Below are 13746 nucleotides of genomic sequence, written 5' to 3'. Positions count from 1 at the left end.
CTCCGTCGGCGGACTCGAACAGGCCGACCGGTCGTCGGGGATGGTGTGACCTGATGCCACCGGCGTGGTGGGCCGGTCCGGTGGTGGAGGCCGACGCCGGATTACGGGACGTCGGCTCCGGTGCTCAGGGACCGCCCGCAGCGCAGGTTCCAGCGGCCGGACCGGCCGCTGAGCTCGGTCAGCGTCAACGGGGCGACGTCCAACCGCCAGAACGTCTGCGGCGGAAGGTCCAGCGCATGCACGATCGCGGCGCGTACCACTGCGGGTTCGGCCACGGCGATCACGCGGCTGTCACCGGCGCCGTCCCGATGCAACGAGTCCAGCCAGCCGCCGACCCGCGTGCACAGGTCCAGCAGCGACTCACCGCCGTGCGGTGCCGCCGAAGGGCCGGACAGCCAGTCCGACACCGCCTCCGGCTCGGCCTCGCTCACCTCAGCCAGCCGCTGCCCGCTCCAGCGCCCCAAGTCCCAGCCACGGAGGGCCGGTTCGGGATCGGACCGCAGCCCCAACGCCTCGGCGGTCCCGGCGCACCGCTCGTCCGTGCCACACACCCGGCGGTCGGCGGCAGGCATCGCGTCCGCGGCCGCACGCGCCCGCCGGACACCGGACGCGTCGAGCGGGGCGTCGCCGTCGAAACGGGCTTCACGCAGCGCCGCGTTGAGCGCCGGTGAGATCAACATCACCTGTACCGTCAACACCGGTGTCAACTCCCTGAACTGTGGCCTCTCGGGTAAGCACACCATGGCATCCGGGCCTCCCGGCCCCGCGGATGGCGCCATGGCGGCGCGTGCCCGCAGGCGGTATGGTCGCGACGAACATGACGACGGTGTGATGGAAGTCCGGTGAGAATCCGGCACGGTCGCGCCACTGTGAACCCGTACCCGTACGGGAAGTCAGACCCGGCACTGTCGTCTCAGGTACCACGATCGGGACGCGTGTTCCCCCAGGAGGTTCTGCCATGGCACAGACTGCTGCCCCCGCAAGCGTCGCAACACCCGCCATCACCCCCATCTCGCTGAAGGCCATTGCCCCGTGGGCGGTCTTCTTCGGCATCCTCATGCTCGTCCTGCTGTACTTCGTCGGCGCCGAGCAGGGTGCCACCGCCGTCATCTCCGGCGAAGGTGTCCACGAGTGGGTTCACGACGGTCGCCACCTGCTCGGTTTCCCCTGCCACTGACACGCTGCGCACCCCAGGGGAACCCGCTCATGAACTCCATATCCGTCAGAGCCCTGCTCGTCCGCGGCATGCTGGCCGGACTTGCCGCGGGCGCGCTCGCTCTTGCCGTCGCCTACTTCCTCGGTGAATCCCGGGTGGACGCGGCGATCGCGCTCGAAGAGGCTCACAGCCACGACCACGGCGGCGGCGAGGAAGTCGTCAGCCGCACGATGCAGTCCACCGCGGGTCTCGCCACCGGTGTCCTGGTCTTCGGCGTGGCTATCGGCGGCATCGCCGCGCTGGTCTTCTGCTACGCCCTCGGCCGCATCGGCAGGTTCGGCCCGAGGGCCACGGCCGCATTGATCGCGTTCGGCGCCCTGCTGACCGTGTATGTGGTGCCATTCCTCAAGTACCCGGCCAATCCGCCGGCTGTCGGAAACCCCGACACGATCGGCCAACGCACCACCCTGTTCTTCCTGATGGTCGCCCTCAGCGTGCTGCTGGCCGTCGCTGCCGTCATCTTCGGCAAGCGGCTGGCTCCCCGCCTCGGCAACTGGAACGCGTCCATTGCGGCGTCCGCCGCCTATGTGCTCGTCATCGGGCTGGCCTACGGCTTCCTGCCCTCGTTCAATGAGGTCGGAAAGGACTTCCCGGCCAGTCTGCTGTGGGAGTTCCGCCTCGCCACCCTCGCCGTTCAGGTCACGCTGTGGACCACTTTCGGTCTGGTCTTCGGCTATCTGACCGAGCGACTGCTGGTGCCGAAGACCGGCACGGTGACGTCCGAGGGCGGTACCACGTCCCATGCGGCCGCCGCTGCGAGCTGAGGCGCCGGCCGACTCGTCGGCCGTATGACGGCAGAACCCGCCGGAGTGTCCCGGCGGGTTCTGCCCTTTATGCGGCGTCCGTCGCGTCGGTGGCTTCAGCCACGTACGTCATCTCCGTTGCGTCCGGCGCCTCCGGCGTGTCCGACCATTCGATGAGGAAGTGCTTCACCCGGTCGTCCGCCCTGACGAAACACATGCCTGCCGCCACCATGACACGCTGGGACGCGATGTTGTCGAGGTCGGCATCGCCCTTCACGGCGGCGATGCCCTCGTCGCGGGCGAGCTCCAGCAGCGCCCGCAGCGCCTCGGAGGCGTACCCCTTACCACGCGCCGCAGGGGTCAGGCCGTAGCCGATCGTCACTTGCCCCTCCGCGTTCGGAGCGCCGTGAAAGCCCACTCCGCCTATGGCGTGTCCGTCCTGGCGGAGGCGGATCTCGTAGGCGCCGAACGGCTGGGGGTTGCCGGTGTCGGCGCAATGCTCCAGGAAATGCCCGGCCCCGGCCGCGTCGCCGTCGGTAGGGTACTCCGGTGCCCATAGGGCCCCTGGCCCCGGACGGCGGGCCACTACGTTCTCCGCCTCGGCGGGACTCAACGGGTGGAGTACGAGTCGAGGTGTCACAAGATCTCCCATGACCCGTCGGACTATCACGGCGGCGAGCCTCGGCGCACCGGAATAATCGGATTCTTTGCTGCCTGAAGGGGTGGGCAGCCGTGCCCTGACCTTCGAGCAGTGCGCGGAGGACCACGTGGCGGCCTTCCGCTGACACGGGCCCCGGTCGACGCCGCCGGCACCTCCCGGGCCGACGCACGTGGACACGGCCCGTCCGCAACGGAGGGCCCGGGCGGCATGCGTTCGCCGACCGGGCCCACCGTCTTGCACCCACAGCGGCCGGGAAGGAGGGCGGGGCTTCCCCGTCGGACAGCGTCCGTCCCGAAGCCTCGCCGTCTCAGCTGCCCATGTCCTCCCCGAAGTCCCCCGACATCGCCGCCGCCATCCTCAGGTGAGGCGTCGCCTCCTCCTGCCGGCCCTGCCGCTCCAGGGTGCGGCCGAGCATCAGCCGCGCATAGTGCTCCACCGGGTCGCGCTGCAGCACCGCCCGCAGCTCCGTCTCGGCCTTGCCGAGCCGCGCCGAGTGGTAATAGGCGCGGGCCAGCAGCAGCCGCGGCGCGACCTGCTCCGGTGCCTCCTCGACCAGTCCGCCCAGGATCCGGGCCGCGGTCAGGTACTCCTTGGCCTCGAAGAACATCCGGGCGCGGTCCCAGCGGTCGGCTGCCGTGCCGAACTCGTAATAGGTGTCGTTCACTTGTCCTCCTCGGTCGCGGCTTTCGGCGATCCGTCGGGCCATGCGTCCCGTCGTTCGCGCAGCCCGCTGTCAGCTTCCACAACACATCACTATGGTTGAACATTCCACCAAACTTTTGGCGTGGGTATCGACCGCCCGCGCCGGCACAGGAATAGGTTGAGCGCCATGAGCAATCTCGATCGCCAGGCCGCACTCTCCGTCTGCGGCGGCCGGGGCTTTGTCGTCGCCGACCCGGTGCGTGAACTCCTCAACCCGCGTCACGTCCAGCTCGGCGAGTCCACCGAGGTTCGCAGGCTGCTACCCAATCTCGGCCGCCGGATGGTCGGAGCCTGGGCCTTCGTCGATCACTACGGCCCCGACGACATCGCCGACGAACCCGGGATGCAGGTGCCCCCCCACCCCCACATGGGCCTGCAGACGGTCAGCTGGCTCCACGACGGCGAGGTGCTTCACCGCGACAGCCTGGGGAGCCTGCAGACGATCCGCCCGCGCGAACTGGGACTGATGACCTCCGGCCGGGCCATCAGCCACTCCGAGGAGAGCCCGAAGCCGCACGCTCGCTTTCTGCACGGCGCCCAGCTCTGGGTTGCGCTGCCCGACGCTCACCGCCAGGTCGAGCCGCACTTCCAGCATCACACCGACCTGCCGACCGTCACCGCCCCCGGCCTCGCCGCAACGGTGATCCTCGGCGAGCTGGACGGCGCCACCTCTCCCGGCGCCGCCTACACCCCGATCGTCGGCGCCGACATCGCCCTGACTCGTGGCGCCCAGGCGCGCCTGCCGCTCGATCCGGACTTCGAGTACGCCGTACTGTCCATGTCCGGCGAGGCGGAAGTCGACGGCGTGCCCCTGCTGCCCGGATCGATGCTCTACCTCGGCTGCGGCCGCACCGAACTCCCGCTGCGCGCCGACTCCGACGCCGGGCTGATGCTCCTCGGGGGCGAGCCCTTCGAGGAGGAGCTCGTCATGTGGTGGAACTTCATCGGGCGGACGCACGAGGACATTGCGAAGGCCCGCGAGGACTGGATGAACAGTTCCCGCTTCGGCGAGGTGAAGGGCTACGACGGTGACCGACTGCCCGCCCCCGAACTCCCGCCCGTGGCGCTGAAACCGCGGGGGAGGGTGCGCTGACCTGGGAAAATGCCAAGTCGGCAGTCCGGTGGGCCCTCTGCGGCGCTCCAGCCCTGCGCCGTCCGGGTGGGGCTGGGTGTCGCATCTCGCGGTGTTCCCTGAAGCGGCGTCCACGATCCGAGGGTGTGGTCGTCCGTCAGCGGCTTCAGCAGACCTTGTGCTGACCCAATGTCGACTTCGCTGATGGCGTGTCAGGCGACGTTTTCACTGGCTGACGTCCGCGATGGGCCGGCCGGCGTGCCGGCCTCGGCGCGATTGCGACTCGACGTCGCCCGGACCGGCTGATTGCTTCACGTGTCTTTCCCGGAAGGCGGCGGGGCTGTCCCGGAGCGGTGGCGGCGCCCCGCCGCGGGACACCAGGGGGCTCAACTATCAGCTACGCGCTCGCCGGCGGCGACGTCGCCGAACTCCGGCGCGCGGCTCGCCGAACCACCCCAGACCGAACTGTCAGCGCGACAAGGTGGGTTGCCGCCCGAACTTCGGCAGTCGGCCTTCAGCCGCAGCTCGATGTGAATACCGACCTCGACGGGAGTGTTGAGGGGGGAGGGCCGCGAGCCGATCGCACTGCGGGGTGGACGCCCTGTCCGCGAGGACTTCGCCGAGCAGCTCGCCGGCGCCATTGATGACGCCGAACTGGCCGGTGAAGTCCGGCGCGGTGTCGACGTATCCGACGGCCTTGACGACGTGGGTGATGCGATCGAGGTGTCCGGCCGACTGCTTCACGGCGGCCGGGCGAGCGTTCGACTCCACTATGCGTGTCTGAATCATGCGGTGCTGTAGCCGTTACCGATGCGTGTCTGCTGGATGGGTGGCTCGCGGGGTGGTGCGTCGGCGTGCGCGGGGGAGCTGGAAAGGCTTGTTCCCGGCTGGGGGCCGGGTGCGTGGATCCGGTATTCGATGTCAGAGGCACGCCCGGTCGGGGTGCGTGATCAATGCATTCGTAAGTTACGGAAATGTCCGGATTAAGTAACGCGAACCGGCGTTGCGGCTTGAGGTGGGGGAGGTGGTCCAGGCTGTGGGTTCTCGGCCTGAGGGGCCGGGATCCGCACCGCGCAGCATGGCCCTTGACCGGGCCCTGGGCGCCCTTACTTGCTTGAGGGGACATCAATGTCTGCTTCTCGTATCGTCCGCCGTATCGCCGCTACTGCTCTGGCGGCCGGTTCCGTGGTCGCCGCGGCGGCGATGCCGGCTGCCGCCGACAGTGGCCACGGGTACGGGCACGGCCGTCACCAGTCGTACTCCACGGTTGTCCTCGGCGACATCCAGTACGACAGTCCCGGTCGTGACGACTGGTCGAACCGCTCGCTGAACGGGGAGTGGGTGGAGGTCGCCAACACCGGCCGCCGCGCGGTCGACCTGGACGGATGGTCGCTCACGGACCGGAGCGGCAACCTGTACCGCTTCGACGACCTGCGCCTGGCCGGCCGCTCCACGGTCCGGGTCCACACCGGGTTCGGCCGTGACACCCGGCGGGACGTCTACCAGGGCAGCCGGGACTACATCTGGAGCAACTACGCCGACAAGGCGACCCTGCGCGACAACCGCGGCCGCACCGTGGACACCCACTCCTGGGGCTACCGCCGCTGACCAAAGGCGCACCTTTCCGCCCCCGGGGTGCAACCCTTCTGATCCGGCGTGCCACCACCCACAGAGGGTGGTGGCACGCCGCTCTCGTACGCCCGGGCCCCGGCTTCCCACCGCGCGGCACGGTGCACGGTCGCAGCACCCGGGAAAAGCTGCTGGGCCCTTGTCCGAGGGTCCAGGGCCCAGGCATACGCATCCCGAGGGGGCGAGGGTGCGCACGCCACAGGGCCCAACACCCGTAACGTGGGGCACGTCACGGGTGCCACGCCCCGAGTCCGGCAGCGGACGCCAAGATGATGCCGCGGAGTATGGCGGAGCTCATTGCTCTGTCTGTGCGGCGGTCTGGGTCCGGCAGGAGTGGCCGAGTTCGCGACCCAGACCGAGCACCACTGTCCGATCGAGTGCCCACGCGGAGGAGATGGGAGCGAGGTTGGACGAGCCGTCCGGATTCTCCGTCGAGAGGAGGACTACCGGAGTCCCGAAGTACAGAATGCTCGGCTCGATCGCTGTACGGGGGGCGGCTATGTCCGTGGTCAGGGTGCTGAGAGGTGCGGCGTTCATGGTGCGGAGCCTAAGAGCCGGACACTTCGGCAGGTGCCGAAGTGTGGCAGGGCAGGGCGCTACGTGGTCCGTGCCGCACGGTGGGGCAGTCCGCTTCGCTCCCTGCCCCGGCCTCGTTGCGTGCCGGGTGCTCTGCGCGCCGCGGCCCGGACCGGGCGTTGGAGTTCGTACCTCTCCTCGAACACGCTCTGCCGCGGAGTTCGGCCCACTCCCGGAGCGTTCCGCTGTTCCTGCTGGTCAGGGTCCATCACGTCGCGGCGCTGGATAACACGATCGCCGCGCCTGGGCGCCTGCGCGAGGCCCGCGCCCAGGACGCTGCCCTCCCTCGGTGCGGCCCATGCGGACGCCCACACCTCTGCGGCGGCAACCGCACCGGCGGCCGGCGGAGTTGTTCCCCCTGCTTCGACAAGCGGGCCGTCTGCTCGGACTGCCACCACGAACGACGTGTCGTGAGCCGTGACCGCCACGCCCGTTACGGCAGGGGCGGGAGCTGACGCAACGTCCCTCCCGATCATCGCACCGGGCGCCGAGGTCACGATGGCCGGCCTTCGGGCGAAGTGACGTCAGGGACTTGCGGTGAGCCGGAAGGTCAGACACACCAGGGGAGTGTCATCCTCAACCGGAGTTCCTATCCGGCTCCAGAACCGACGGTGGCCGGCGCGCCACTCTTCAAGAGAGACATCGCCCTCTCCTTCGGCCGCAGCATGTTCCCACGTCACCTCGATGAAGGGCCTCACCTCCACTCCGGTGATCTCAAGGGTGGCGATGGCCTCGCCATCGTTGTCCAAGAGGGCCAGCCGCTCACCGGGATACTCCAAGCCCTCGGTCTCGCCGGCGTATTCCTCAAGCAGACCGGTGGTAGCGATCTTCTTTCCGGCCAGTACGAGTGAGTTCAACTCGACCCGCACCTCGCCTTGAGTGCCGAGTTCCAATGCGCGCATACCATTGACTCGCGGCCACATCACTTCATCGCCTCATCCGAACACTCGTCAGTTCATCGGGTGCCTTCCCGTGCTCATGGCAGCCGGTCTCCCGCCTTGTCCTCCCCTTCGCGCCGTCGGCGGCGAGGGCGGCCACTGCCCGAAAGCCGAGACGAGAACTGCACAGCACAGGGGAGCAGGTGCACAGCACTGCGGCAGCCCCGCGGTGCACCAGGTCCGTGACCAGCATACGGACCTCCTCGACCACAGCGGAGGGGCCCATGCGGGGCGCCCGGTCCAGCAGTTGCTTCGCAACGAGACCGCTGGCCGATGGCGCGGCGGTGTGGCGGCGCCTGATGACTTTTCAGTGCGGCCTCCAGGTGAACTTGTCGCCACCCACCCACCGGACCACTTCCGGGTCGTCGAGGTCGTGGACCGTGATCCCTGCGGCAGCAGCGGTGAAGAGCACGTCCGTAATCGACTCTGCCGCTCTCACGACCTCTCCGTCGATCTCAACAAGGCGGAAGGGAGGATCGCCGGGCTGTACTCCCAGCACGGTAATCCGCGGCGTGGAGGTACGGGGGCTCGCGCTTTCGGTCATGTATGGATCGCTTCCACACCGCGGTCGTCAATATGCCCGGCGGCAGTGTGGGCAACGGGCTTCACGTGCTGGATAGGGGTCCGGCAGCCGACGATCGGGGCACCGTCGCGATGTCCTCGACAGAGACCGGCGAGCGGTGCGTGCGCTGTCGCCTTCGTGCGGTGAAGCTGAGAACGTGAGTATCAGAAGCGTGCACCCGGTGAGTGCGGAGCAGATCTACGCAGCCCTTGTCGCCCTGGGGGCTGAACCAGTACTGGATCCGGACGTGTGGCCCGAGGGCCCGCAGGCCGAGGACCGGCTGCGACTGCTGGGCGCCCTGCTGGCCAAAACAGAACTGGAAATCACCGCCTCGACCGGGGTGGGCAGGCAACCGCTGGAGGACGCCGCCGAAGCGCTGCTCGGATGGACGGAGCAGGCAGGACCCGACTCACAGCTTTCGTCCGTCGTGCTGGCGAACCGGTTGCAGCTCACCGCGCTGCAGCTCATGGGGCCCGAGGAAGAGGGGCCTCCTCGCCGGGCTGCGTCCTGGGCGGCCGTCGTGGCGGCTACGGAGGCACTCAGCGCCCGGCTCTTTTTCGAGCGCGGTGACATTCGGGCCACGCGACGAGCTCTCGACCGGACGGAGGCATCGGTCATCGCGATCCTGGAGGGCTTGCACGAGCTCCGCGTCGCCATCGGCGATATCGAGGAGTAGAAGGAACTCCTGAGACCGCTGGTCGCGTCGCTGACCCGCGAGAAGGGAGGCCCGTGCAAATCGTGAGACGCCTGAGCGGGCGCGCGGCGCTGTCGACACCGGCGGTGGCACCGCGGTCGGGCCATGGGCACAGTGGAGAGATGGGCGTGCCCATGACCGTCCACCTGCCCAGCGCCGACGTGGCCGCCGCGTGTCCGTACGGACGCCCGGCGAGACCCACATCCGCGGCATCGCCTACAGCGACCTCGATGTGATCGAGTTCCTGCGCCGCGCCGGACTCGACGACGCCCGGCCTCTGCTCGATGACCGGAATGGGTCCAGTGGTGCGGCGGCCGGCCCCATGCACGGGGCGCCGTGGCTGTGTCCACGAGATCGAGCAGCACCTCGACAGCGGTTTGCGGACCCCCGAATTCCTGGGCCGGGCCCGCGACATCGCCACCGCTTCGGGCATGGGCCCGTTCACCTGTCTCGCGGTCACCCGGTGCGCCCCCATCGTGTTCGCACTCACCGGTGGCTCGATGGCGTGGGAGTCGCTCGCGAAACCCGATCCGGCGGGCCGAGTGCCCCTGATCGCTGTAGGCGCCGCGACCAGGACGGTGCCGCGTACGAACCGGAGCTCGCGGAGTTGCGGGCCGCCTGGGAGCGGGTGAACGCGGGGCTGCCGGCCCATACGGCACAGCGGCTCGGGCCCTCGGGCGGTTCACACGCAGTGTGTCGAACCGCCCGAGGCCCCGGCCTCCCGGCTGCGACCGGGCTCGGCTGCTCCGCTCCCCGCCGGGAGCGGGCCGACGCACCGGTCAGTCGGTGCCGAACTCCATCGCGGCGCGGTCCAGCAGCTCGTCGTCTTCGGAGACCTCGCCGCGGGAGGCGATGGCCTCGGCGCCGCCCTCCGGCATGGTGCCGATCAGGCCGGTCGCCGCCGCCTGGGCGGCGCCGATCAGCTCGGGGTGGGCCGTGCCGACGATGCCGAGGCCGGCGTACTGCTCGAGCCTGGCGCGCGAGTCGGCGATGTCGAGGTTGCGCATGGTGAGCTGGCCGATCCGGTCCACCGGGCCGAACGCCGAGTCCTCGGTACGCTCCATCGAAAGCTTGTCCGGGTGGTAGCTGAACGCCGGGCCAGTGGTGTCCAGGATCGAGTAGTCCTCACCGCGCCGCAGTCGCAGGGTCACCTCGCCGGTGACCGCCGAGCCGACCCAGCGCTGCAGCGACTCGCGGACCATCAGCGCCTGCGGGTCCAGCCAGCGGCCCTCGTACATCAGCCGCCCGAGGCGCCGTCCCTCGTTGTGGTAGTGGGCGAGGGTGTCCTCGTTGTGGATCGCGTTGACGAGGCGCTCGTACGCGGCGTGCAGCAGCGCCATGCCGGGCGCCTCGTAGATGCCGCGGCTCTTCGCCTCGATGATCCGGTTCTCGATCTGGTCCGACATCCCGAGGCCGTGGCGGCCGCCGATCGCGTTCGCCTCCATCACCAGGTCGACCGGGGAGGTGAACTCCTTGCCGTTGATCGTCACCGGGCGGCCCTGGTCGAAGCCGATCGTCACGTCCTCGGCGGCGATCTCGACCGAGGGGTCCCAGAACCGCACGCCCATGATCGGTTCCACGGTCTCCACGCCGGTGTTGAGGTGCTCCAGCGTCTTGGCCTCGTGGGTGGCGCCCCAGATGTTGGCGTCGGTCGAGTACGCCTTCTCGGTGCTGTCGCGGTACGGCAGCCCGTGGGCGACCAGCCACTCCGACATCTCCTTGCGGCCGCCCAGCTCGGAGACGAAGTCGGCGTCGAGCCACGGCTTGTAGATGCGCAGGTGGGGGTTGGCGAGCAGGCCGTAACGGTAGAACCGCTCGATGTCGTTGCCCTTGAACGTCGAGCCGTCGCCCCAGATCTGTACGTCGTCCTCGAGCATCGCCCGGACCAGCAGGGTGCCGGTGACGGCGCGGCCGAGCGGCGTGGTGTTGAAGTAGGCGCGGCCGCCCGAGCGGATGTGGAACGCGCCGCAGGCGAGCGCGGCCAGGCCCTCCTCGACCAGCGCCGCTCGGCAGTCGACCAGGCGGGCGATCTCGGCACCGTAGGTCTTCGCGCGGCCGGGCACCGAGGCGATGTCGGGCTCGTCGTACTGGCCGATGTCGGCGGTGTAGGTGCACGGGACGGCACCCTTGTCGCGCATCCACGCGACCGCGACGGAGGTGTCGAGGCCGCCCGAGAAGGCGATGCCGACGCGCTCGCCGGTGGGCAGGGAGGTGAGAACCTTAGACATGGGAAGAGTATGTATTAATCCGCATGATTATGCAAAACGACATTCCCTGAAGTCGGTGTGGACTTCGCACAGTGTTCCACCGAGGAGGTCCAGGACGCCTGCAACGCACCGCCGGCATCGCCTCCCGCGACCGGCCTCCAGCTTCTGAACCGTTCGCCGGCAGGCACGATGTGCTGGACTTGCCGTGGGGGTGCTTGGGATCCGGGGCAGACCATCGTGGTCCACAGCGCCGAGCCCTTCCGGGGACGGCCTCAACGGGGGCCATGAGGCGGCGTGTTACGAGCCGAAGGGCTAGTGCGTATAGCCGGTCTCCCCACCCACGTACATCAGGTACTTGTCCCGGACAAGGTTGACGGGGTTGCCGGTGCGGAGGCGTTCGACCAGGTCGGGGTTGGCGAGGAAGGGGCGGCCAAGGGCGATGAGGTCGGCGTCGGCCGCCAGCAGACGTGCGGCTTCGTGCTTGCCGCCGTCGGCAGGAATCTGGTCGGTGGGCAGGACGGGGTTGGCGATGAGCGTGCCTGGCCACTGCTTGCGGATGTCCTGGTAGACGGGGGAGTCCGGGTCGGCGAAGCCCACGTGGAGATAGGCGAGGCAGCGATCGGCCAGAGCGGCGACGAGCGCCGAGTACAGTGCGCCGGTCTCCTCGCCCTCGTCGATGCCGTTGACGGTGTTCCCAAGGGAGATGCGCAGACCAGTCCGCTCGAAGCGTGTCAGGTTCAAGCGGAAAGTCTGTGAGGTGCGTCATGCGGATCGGTGAGCTTGCCAGACGTACCGGGGCCAGCGAGCGGTCCCTGCGTTACTACGAACAGCAGGCTGTGCTGACTGCGGAGCGCACCCCCGGCGGGCACCGCGAGTACACCGAGGGCGCGGTCGGTCGCGTCGCCCGTATCCAGGAGCTGTACGCGGCTGGGCTGTGCAGCTCCAAGATCGCGCAGCTGCTTCCGTGTATGGGGGACACCGACGGCGGTCCCTCCGCCACCGCGGACGCGCGACCGATCGACGACCTCACGGCGGAGCGCGACCGCATCGACCGGATGATCGATGACCTACAGCGCTCCCGGGCGGCGCTGGACGAGGTGATCGACGCGGCCGCGGCCCCTGCGGCGCATGGCCCGGAACAGCCGGCCCGGGGCCGATGAGGCAGGGACAGCGGCCGTGGCAGTCCCTGTGACCTCAGTGTTGACTCTGACGGGTCACCCCGGCCCCCCGTGACCTCAACCGGTTCTTCTCCACCCTCATCGGAGACAAGCTCCAAAAGCACGCCCAGCTCGCCGAGATGCGTACCCCGTCAAGGTTCCCGACGGTCCCGTCACGGGGGCCACAAGCCGCAACGCGATGCCGGGACGCTCCACGGGTTCATCGCCTTCCCCGCCAGGCCCACTTCTGCACCCTGCGGTTCTCGAACACCTTTGCCACGCCACCGCTCGAACCGCCGTCCGCGACCTGGAGCGGCGCTGCTCGCGGGACGGGTGCGGCGGCGACTGGCCGGCTGTGAGGTTGCAGCCGCTTCAGCCGCGCCCGCCATGGACCATCCGCCATCTCCAGTTGAATGATGACCGGCCCCTCGGGAAGCGGCACGGTCTCCCGCCGCTTGCCGATCTCGTTGACGACGTTCTCCCCCCTGGGCAGGCTCGTGGAGTCCTCGTGTCCCGCCAGTTCGTAGAGATGGACGATGAGGTTGTCGTCGCCTCGGTAGTGGATGGCGAGGTCGGCCACTCCCTGCGTGTGCAGCAGGACGTCGGGCCCTCTGTACTCCAACTGTTCCTCCGTCAGCCGCTGAGCCGCGGCCAGCGGCAGCACTCGTACCCGCCAGGGCCCTTCCGCCTGCAACCGCAGGCGCAGGGGCTCCCGCTCGGGCACTTCCGCGAGCAGCCGCCCCCGGAAGTTCTCCTCGGTGCTGTTGACGATGTTGTCCTTCTGCTTGTTGCGCCGGTCGAGGGTCCACAGGCCCGTGTACCCGTCACCTTCGACGTTGAGCTCGACGACGACCGGTCCCGGCGGGAGCCCGTCCACGGTGATCACATCGTTGTCCCGGCCGGTCTCGGTGTACGGCTCGAAGACCGGGCCGAACGACCAGTCCATCCATGGGTCGCCCGCGCCCGACACCAAGGGCTGACGCACCACCGCCGCGGGTGCGCTCACCGTCCCAGGGGCCGGCGCCGACATCGGCGCGGGCACAACCACAGGCGCGGGCACAGGTGTGTGAATCGTTTCCGGACCCGCCTCGTCCCCGGCCACGTCCACGCCATGGTCCGCCGCCAGACCGGCGAGGCCGTCCAGGTACCCCTGGCCCACCGCGCGGAACTTCCATCCCCCCGCCCGCCGGTAGAACTCCGCCACCACCATGGCCGTCTCGCCGCCACCGTCGGTCACGTCGTACCGGGCCACGGACGTACCGTCCGGCGCGAACGCCTCCACCGACGGCCCGTCCGCGTCCCGCACGCAGCCGTTCTCCGTCGACGCGACCACGAGGAGGCGGACGATGTCCTCCTCGATCGCGGTAAGACCGACCTCCAGCCACTCCGTGCCGTCCTCACCCCCGACCAGCCGTACGGAGCCCGAAGGATGGACCGGCGCACCGTGGAACACGACATCCCCGTCCCCCCGGACACGTCCGCGCTCCGTCAGGAGCAAGGCCGAGACGTCCAGCCCGTGCCGGACGGCGACCCGCAGCGGCACGGATGGTACGAAGGAGTTGCCTCCCTTGATGATTCCCCCCATCGCG

At 69.4% G+C, this 13746-nt stretch carries 13 protein-coding genes, 4 pseudogenes and 1 riboswitch; of the genes and pseudogenes, 7 read left to right on the top strand and 10 right to left on the bottom strand.

Translation table 11 applies throughout. The annotated features are described in order from the left end of the window. Positions 1 to 101: 101 nt before the first annotated feature. On the bottom strand, positions 102 to 680 hold the full coding sequence (locus tag OG395_RS11135; protein ID WP_327242754.1) for a histidine phosphatase family protein: 579 nt from the start codon (positions 678 to 680) through the stop codon (positions 102 to 104). Between the two features lie 126 nt (positions 681 to 806). Further along, positions 807 to 955: riboswitch (adenosylcobalamin (AdoCbl) riboswitch) on the top strand. Positions 956 to 958: 3 nt separating this feature from the next. Between OG395_RS11135 and OG395_RS11130 the strand changes: the two genes are divergently transcribed. Beyond that, on the top strand, positions 959 to 1177 hold the full coding sequence (locus tag OG395_RS11130) for a CbtB domain-containing protein (protein ID WP_327242753.1): 219 nt from the start codon (positions 959 to 961) through the stop codon (positions 1175 to 1177). Between the two features lie 29 nt (positions 1178 to 1206). After that, entirely contained in the window at positions 1207 to 1980 is a 774-nt protein-coding gene (locus tag OG395_RS11125; RefSeq protein WP_327242752.1) for a CbtA family protein, read from the top strand. Positions 1981 to 2047: 67 nt separating this feature from the next. Here the strand turns inward: OG395_RS11125 and OG395_RS11120 are convergent, their stop codons facing one another. Together OG395_RS11120 and OG395_RS11115 are read right to left on the bottom strand one after the other, a co-directional pair. Then, complete coding sequence (locus OG395_RS11120; RefSeq protein ID WP_327242751.1) at positions 2048 to 2611, bottom strand: GNAT family N-acetyltransferase; 564 nt, start codon at positions 2609 to 2611, stop codon at positions 2048 to 2050. A 316-nt stretch (positions 2612 to 2927) separates the two neighbouring features. Then, positions 2928 to 3284, bottom strand: a complete 357-nt coding sequence (locus OG395_RS11115) for a tetratricopeptide repeat protein (protein WP_266978219.1) — start codon at positions 3282 to 3284, stop codon at positions 2928 to 2930. Positions 3285 to 3449: 165 nt separating this feature from the next. Between OG395_RS11115 and OG395_RS11110 the strand changes: the two genes are divergently transcribed. Next, complete coding sequence (locus OG395_RS11110) at positions 3450 to 4415, top strand: pirin family protein (RefSeq protein WP_327242750.1); 966 nt, start codon at positions 3450 to 3452, stop codon at positions 4413 to 4415. A gap of 362 nt (positions 4416 to 4777) precedes the next feature. Then, positions 4778 to 4843, top strand: a pseudogene (locus OG395_RS58255) (transcriptional regulator); the annotation flags it as partial. Positions 4844 to 4915: 72 nt separating this feature from the next. Here the strand turns inward: OG395_RS58255 and OG395_RS11100 are convergent. Continuing rightward, positions 4916 to 5144 (bottom strand): annotated as a pseudogene (locus OG395_RS11100) (RidA family protein); the annotation flags it as partial. Between the two features lie 378 nt (positions 5145 to 5522). On the opposite strand from OG395_RS11100, the gene OG395_RS11095 reads away from it, so the two are divergent. After that, the gene (locus tag OG395_RS11095; RefSeq protein ID WP_327242749.1) at positions 5523 to 6002 is read left to right on the top strand and encodes a lamin tail domain-containing protein; all 480 of its coding nucleotides are present in this window, start codon (positions 5523 to 5525) and stop codon (positions 6000 to 6002) included. A 363-nt stretch (positions 6003 to 6365) separates the two neighbouring features. Here the strand turns inward: OG395_RS11095 and OG395_RS11090 are convergent. From OG395_RS11090 to OG395_RS11080, 3 genes and pseudogenes are all read right to left on the bottom strand, one after another. Beyond that, a pseudogene (locus OG395_RS11090) lies at positions 6366 to 6560 on the bottom strand (flavin reductase family protein); the annotation flags it as partial. Between the two features lie 563 nt (positions 6561 to 7123). After that, entirely contained in the window at positions 7124 to 7501 is a 378-nt protein-coding gene (locus tag OG395_RS11085) for an ASCH domain-containing protein (protein WP_327242748.1), read from the bottom strand. 343 nt (positions 7502 to 7844) lie between these two features. Further along, on the bottom strand, positions 7845 to 8081 hold the full coding sequence (locus tag OG395_RS11080; RefSeq protein ID WP_327242747.1) for a hypothetical protein: 237 nt from the start codon (positions 8079 to 8081) through the stop codon (positions 7845 to 7847). Positions 8082 to 8256: 175 nt separating this feature from the next. Here OG395_RS11080 and OG395_RS11075 point away from each other — a divergent pair, with 175 nt between their 5' ends. Further along, positions 8257 to 8775, top strand: a complete 519-nt coding sequence (locus OG395_RS11075) for a hypothetical protein (protein ID WP_327242746.1) — start codon at positions 8257 to 8259, stop codon at positions 8773 to 8775. A gap of 797 nt (positions 8776 to 9572) precedes the next feature. Here OG395_RS11075 and argG read toward each other — a convergent pair. Beyond that, the gene (gene argG, locus OG395_RS11065) at positions 9573 to 11021 is read right to left on the bottom strand and encodes an argininosuccinate synthase (protein WP_327242745.1); all 1449 of its coding nucleotides are present in this window, start codon (positions 11019 to 11021) and stop codon (positions 9573 to 9575) included. Positions 11022 to 11312: 291 nt separating this feature from the next. Further along, positions 11313 to 11723, bottom strand: a pseudogene (locus OG395_RS11060) (oxidoreductase); the annotation flags it as partial. Positions 11724 to 11764: 41 nt separating this feature from the next. On the opposite strand from OG395_RS11060, the gene OG395_RS11055 reads away from it, so the two are divergent. Next, positions 11765 to 12160, top strand: coding sequence for a MerR family transcriptional regulator (locus OG395_RS11055; RefSeq protein ID WP_327242744.1), 396 nt, complete (start codon positions 11765 to 11767; stop codon positions 12158 to 12160). A gap of 217 nt (positions 12161 to 12377) precedes the next feature. Here OG395_RS11055 and OG395_RS11050 read toward each other — a convergent pair whose 3' ends face one another. Beyond that, positions 12378 to 13742 carry a TerD family protein gene (locus tag OG395_RS11050; RefSeq protein ID WP_327242743.1) on the bottom strand — a complete coding sequence of 455 codons (1365 nt, stop codon included), beginning with the start codon at positions 13740 to 13742 and terminating at the stop codon, positions 12378 to 12380. Positions 13743 to 13746: the final 4 nt, after the last annotated feature.

The organism is Streptomyces sp. NBC_01320, from assembly GCF_035974375.1.
Classification (GTDB): domain Bacteria; phylum Actinomycetota; class Actinomycetes; order Streptomycetales; family Streptomycetaceae; genus Streptomyces; species Streptomyces yanii.
Note: the sequence above shows the minus strand (reverse complement) of the source record. Positions and strands in the feature narration are given on the sequence as shown.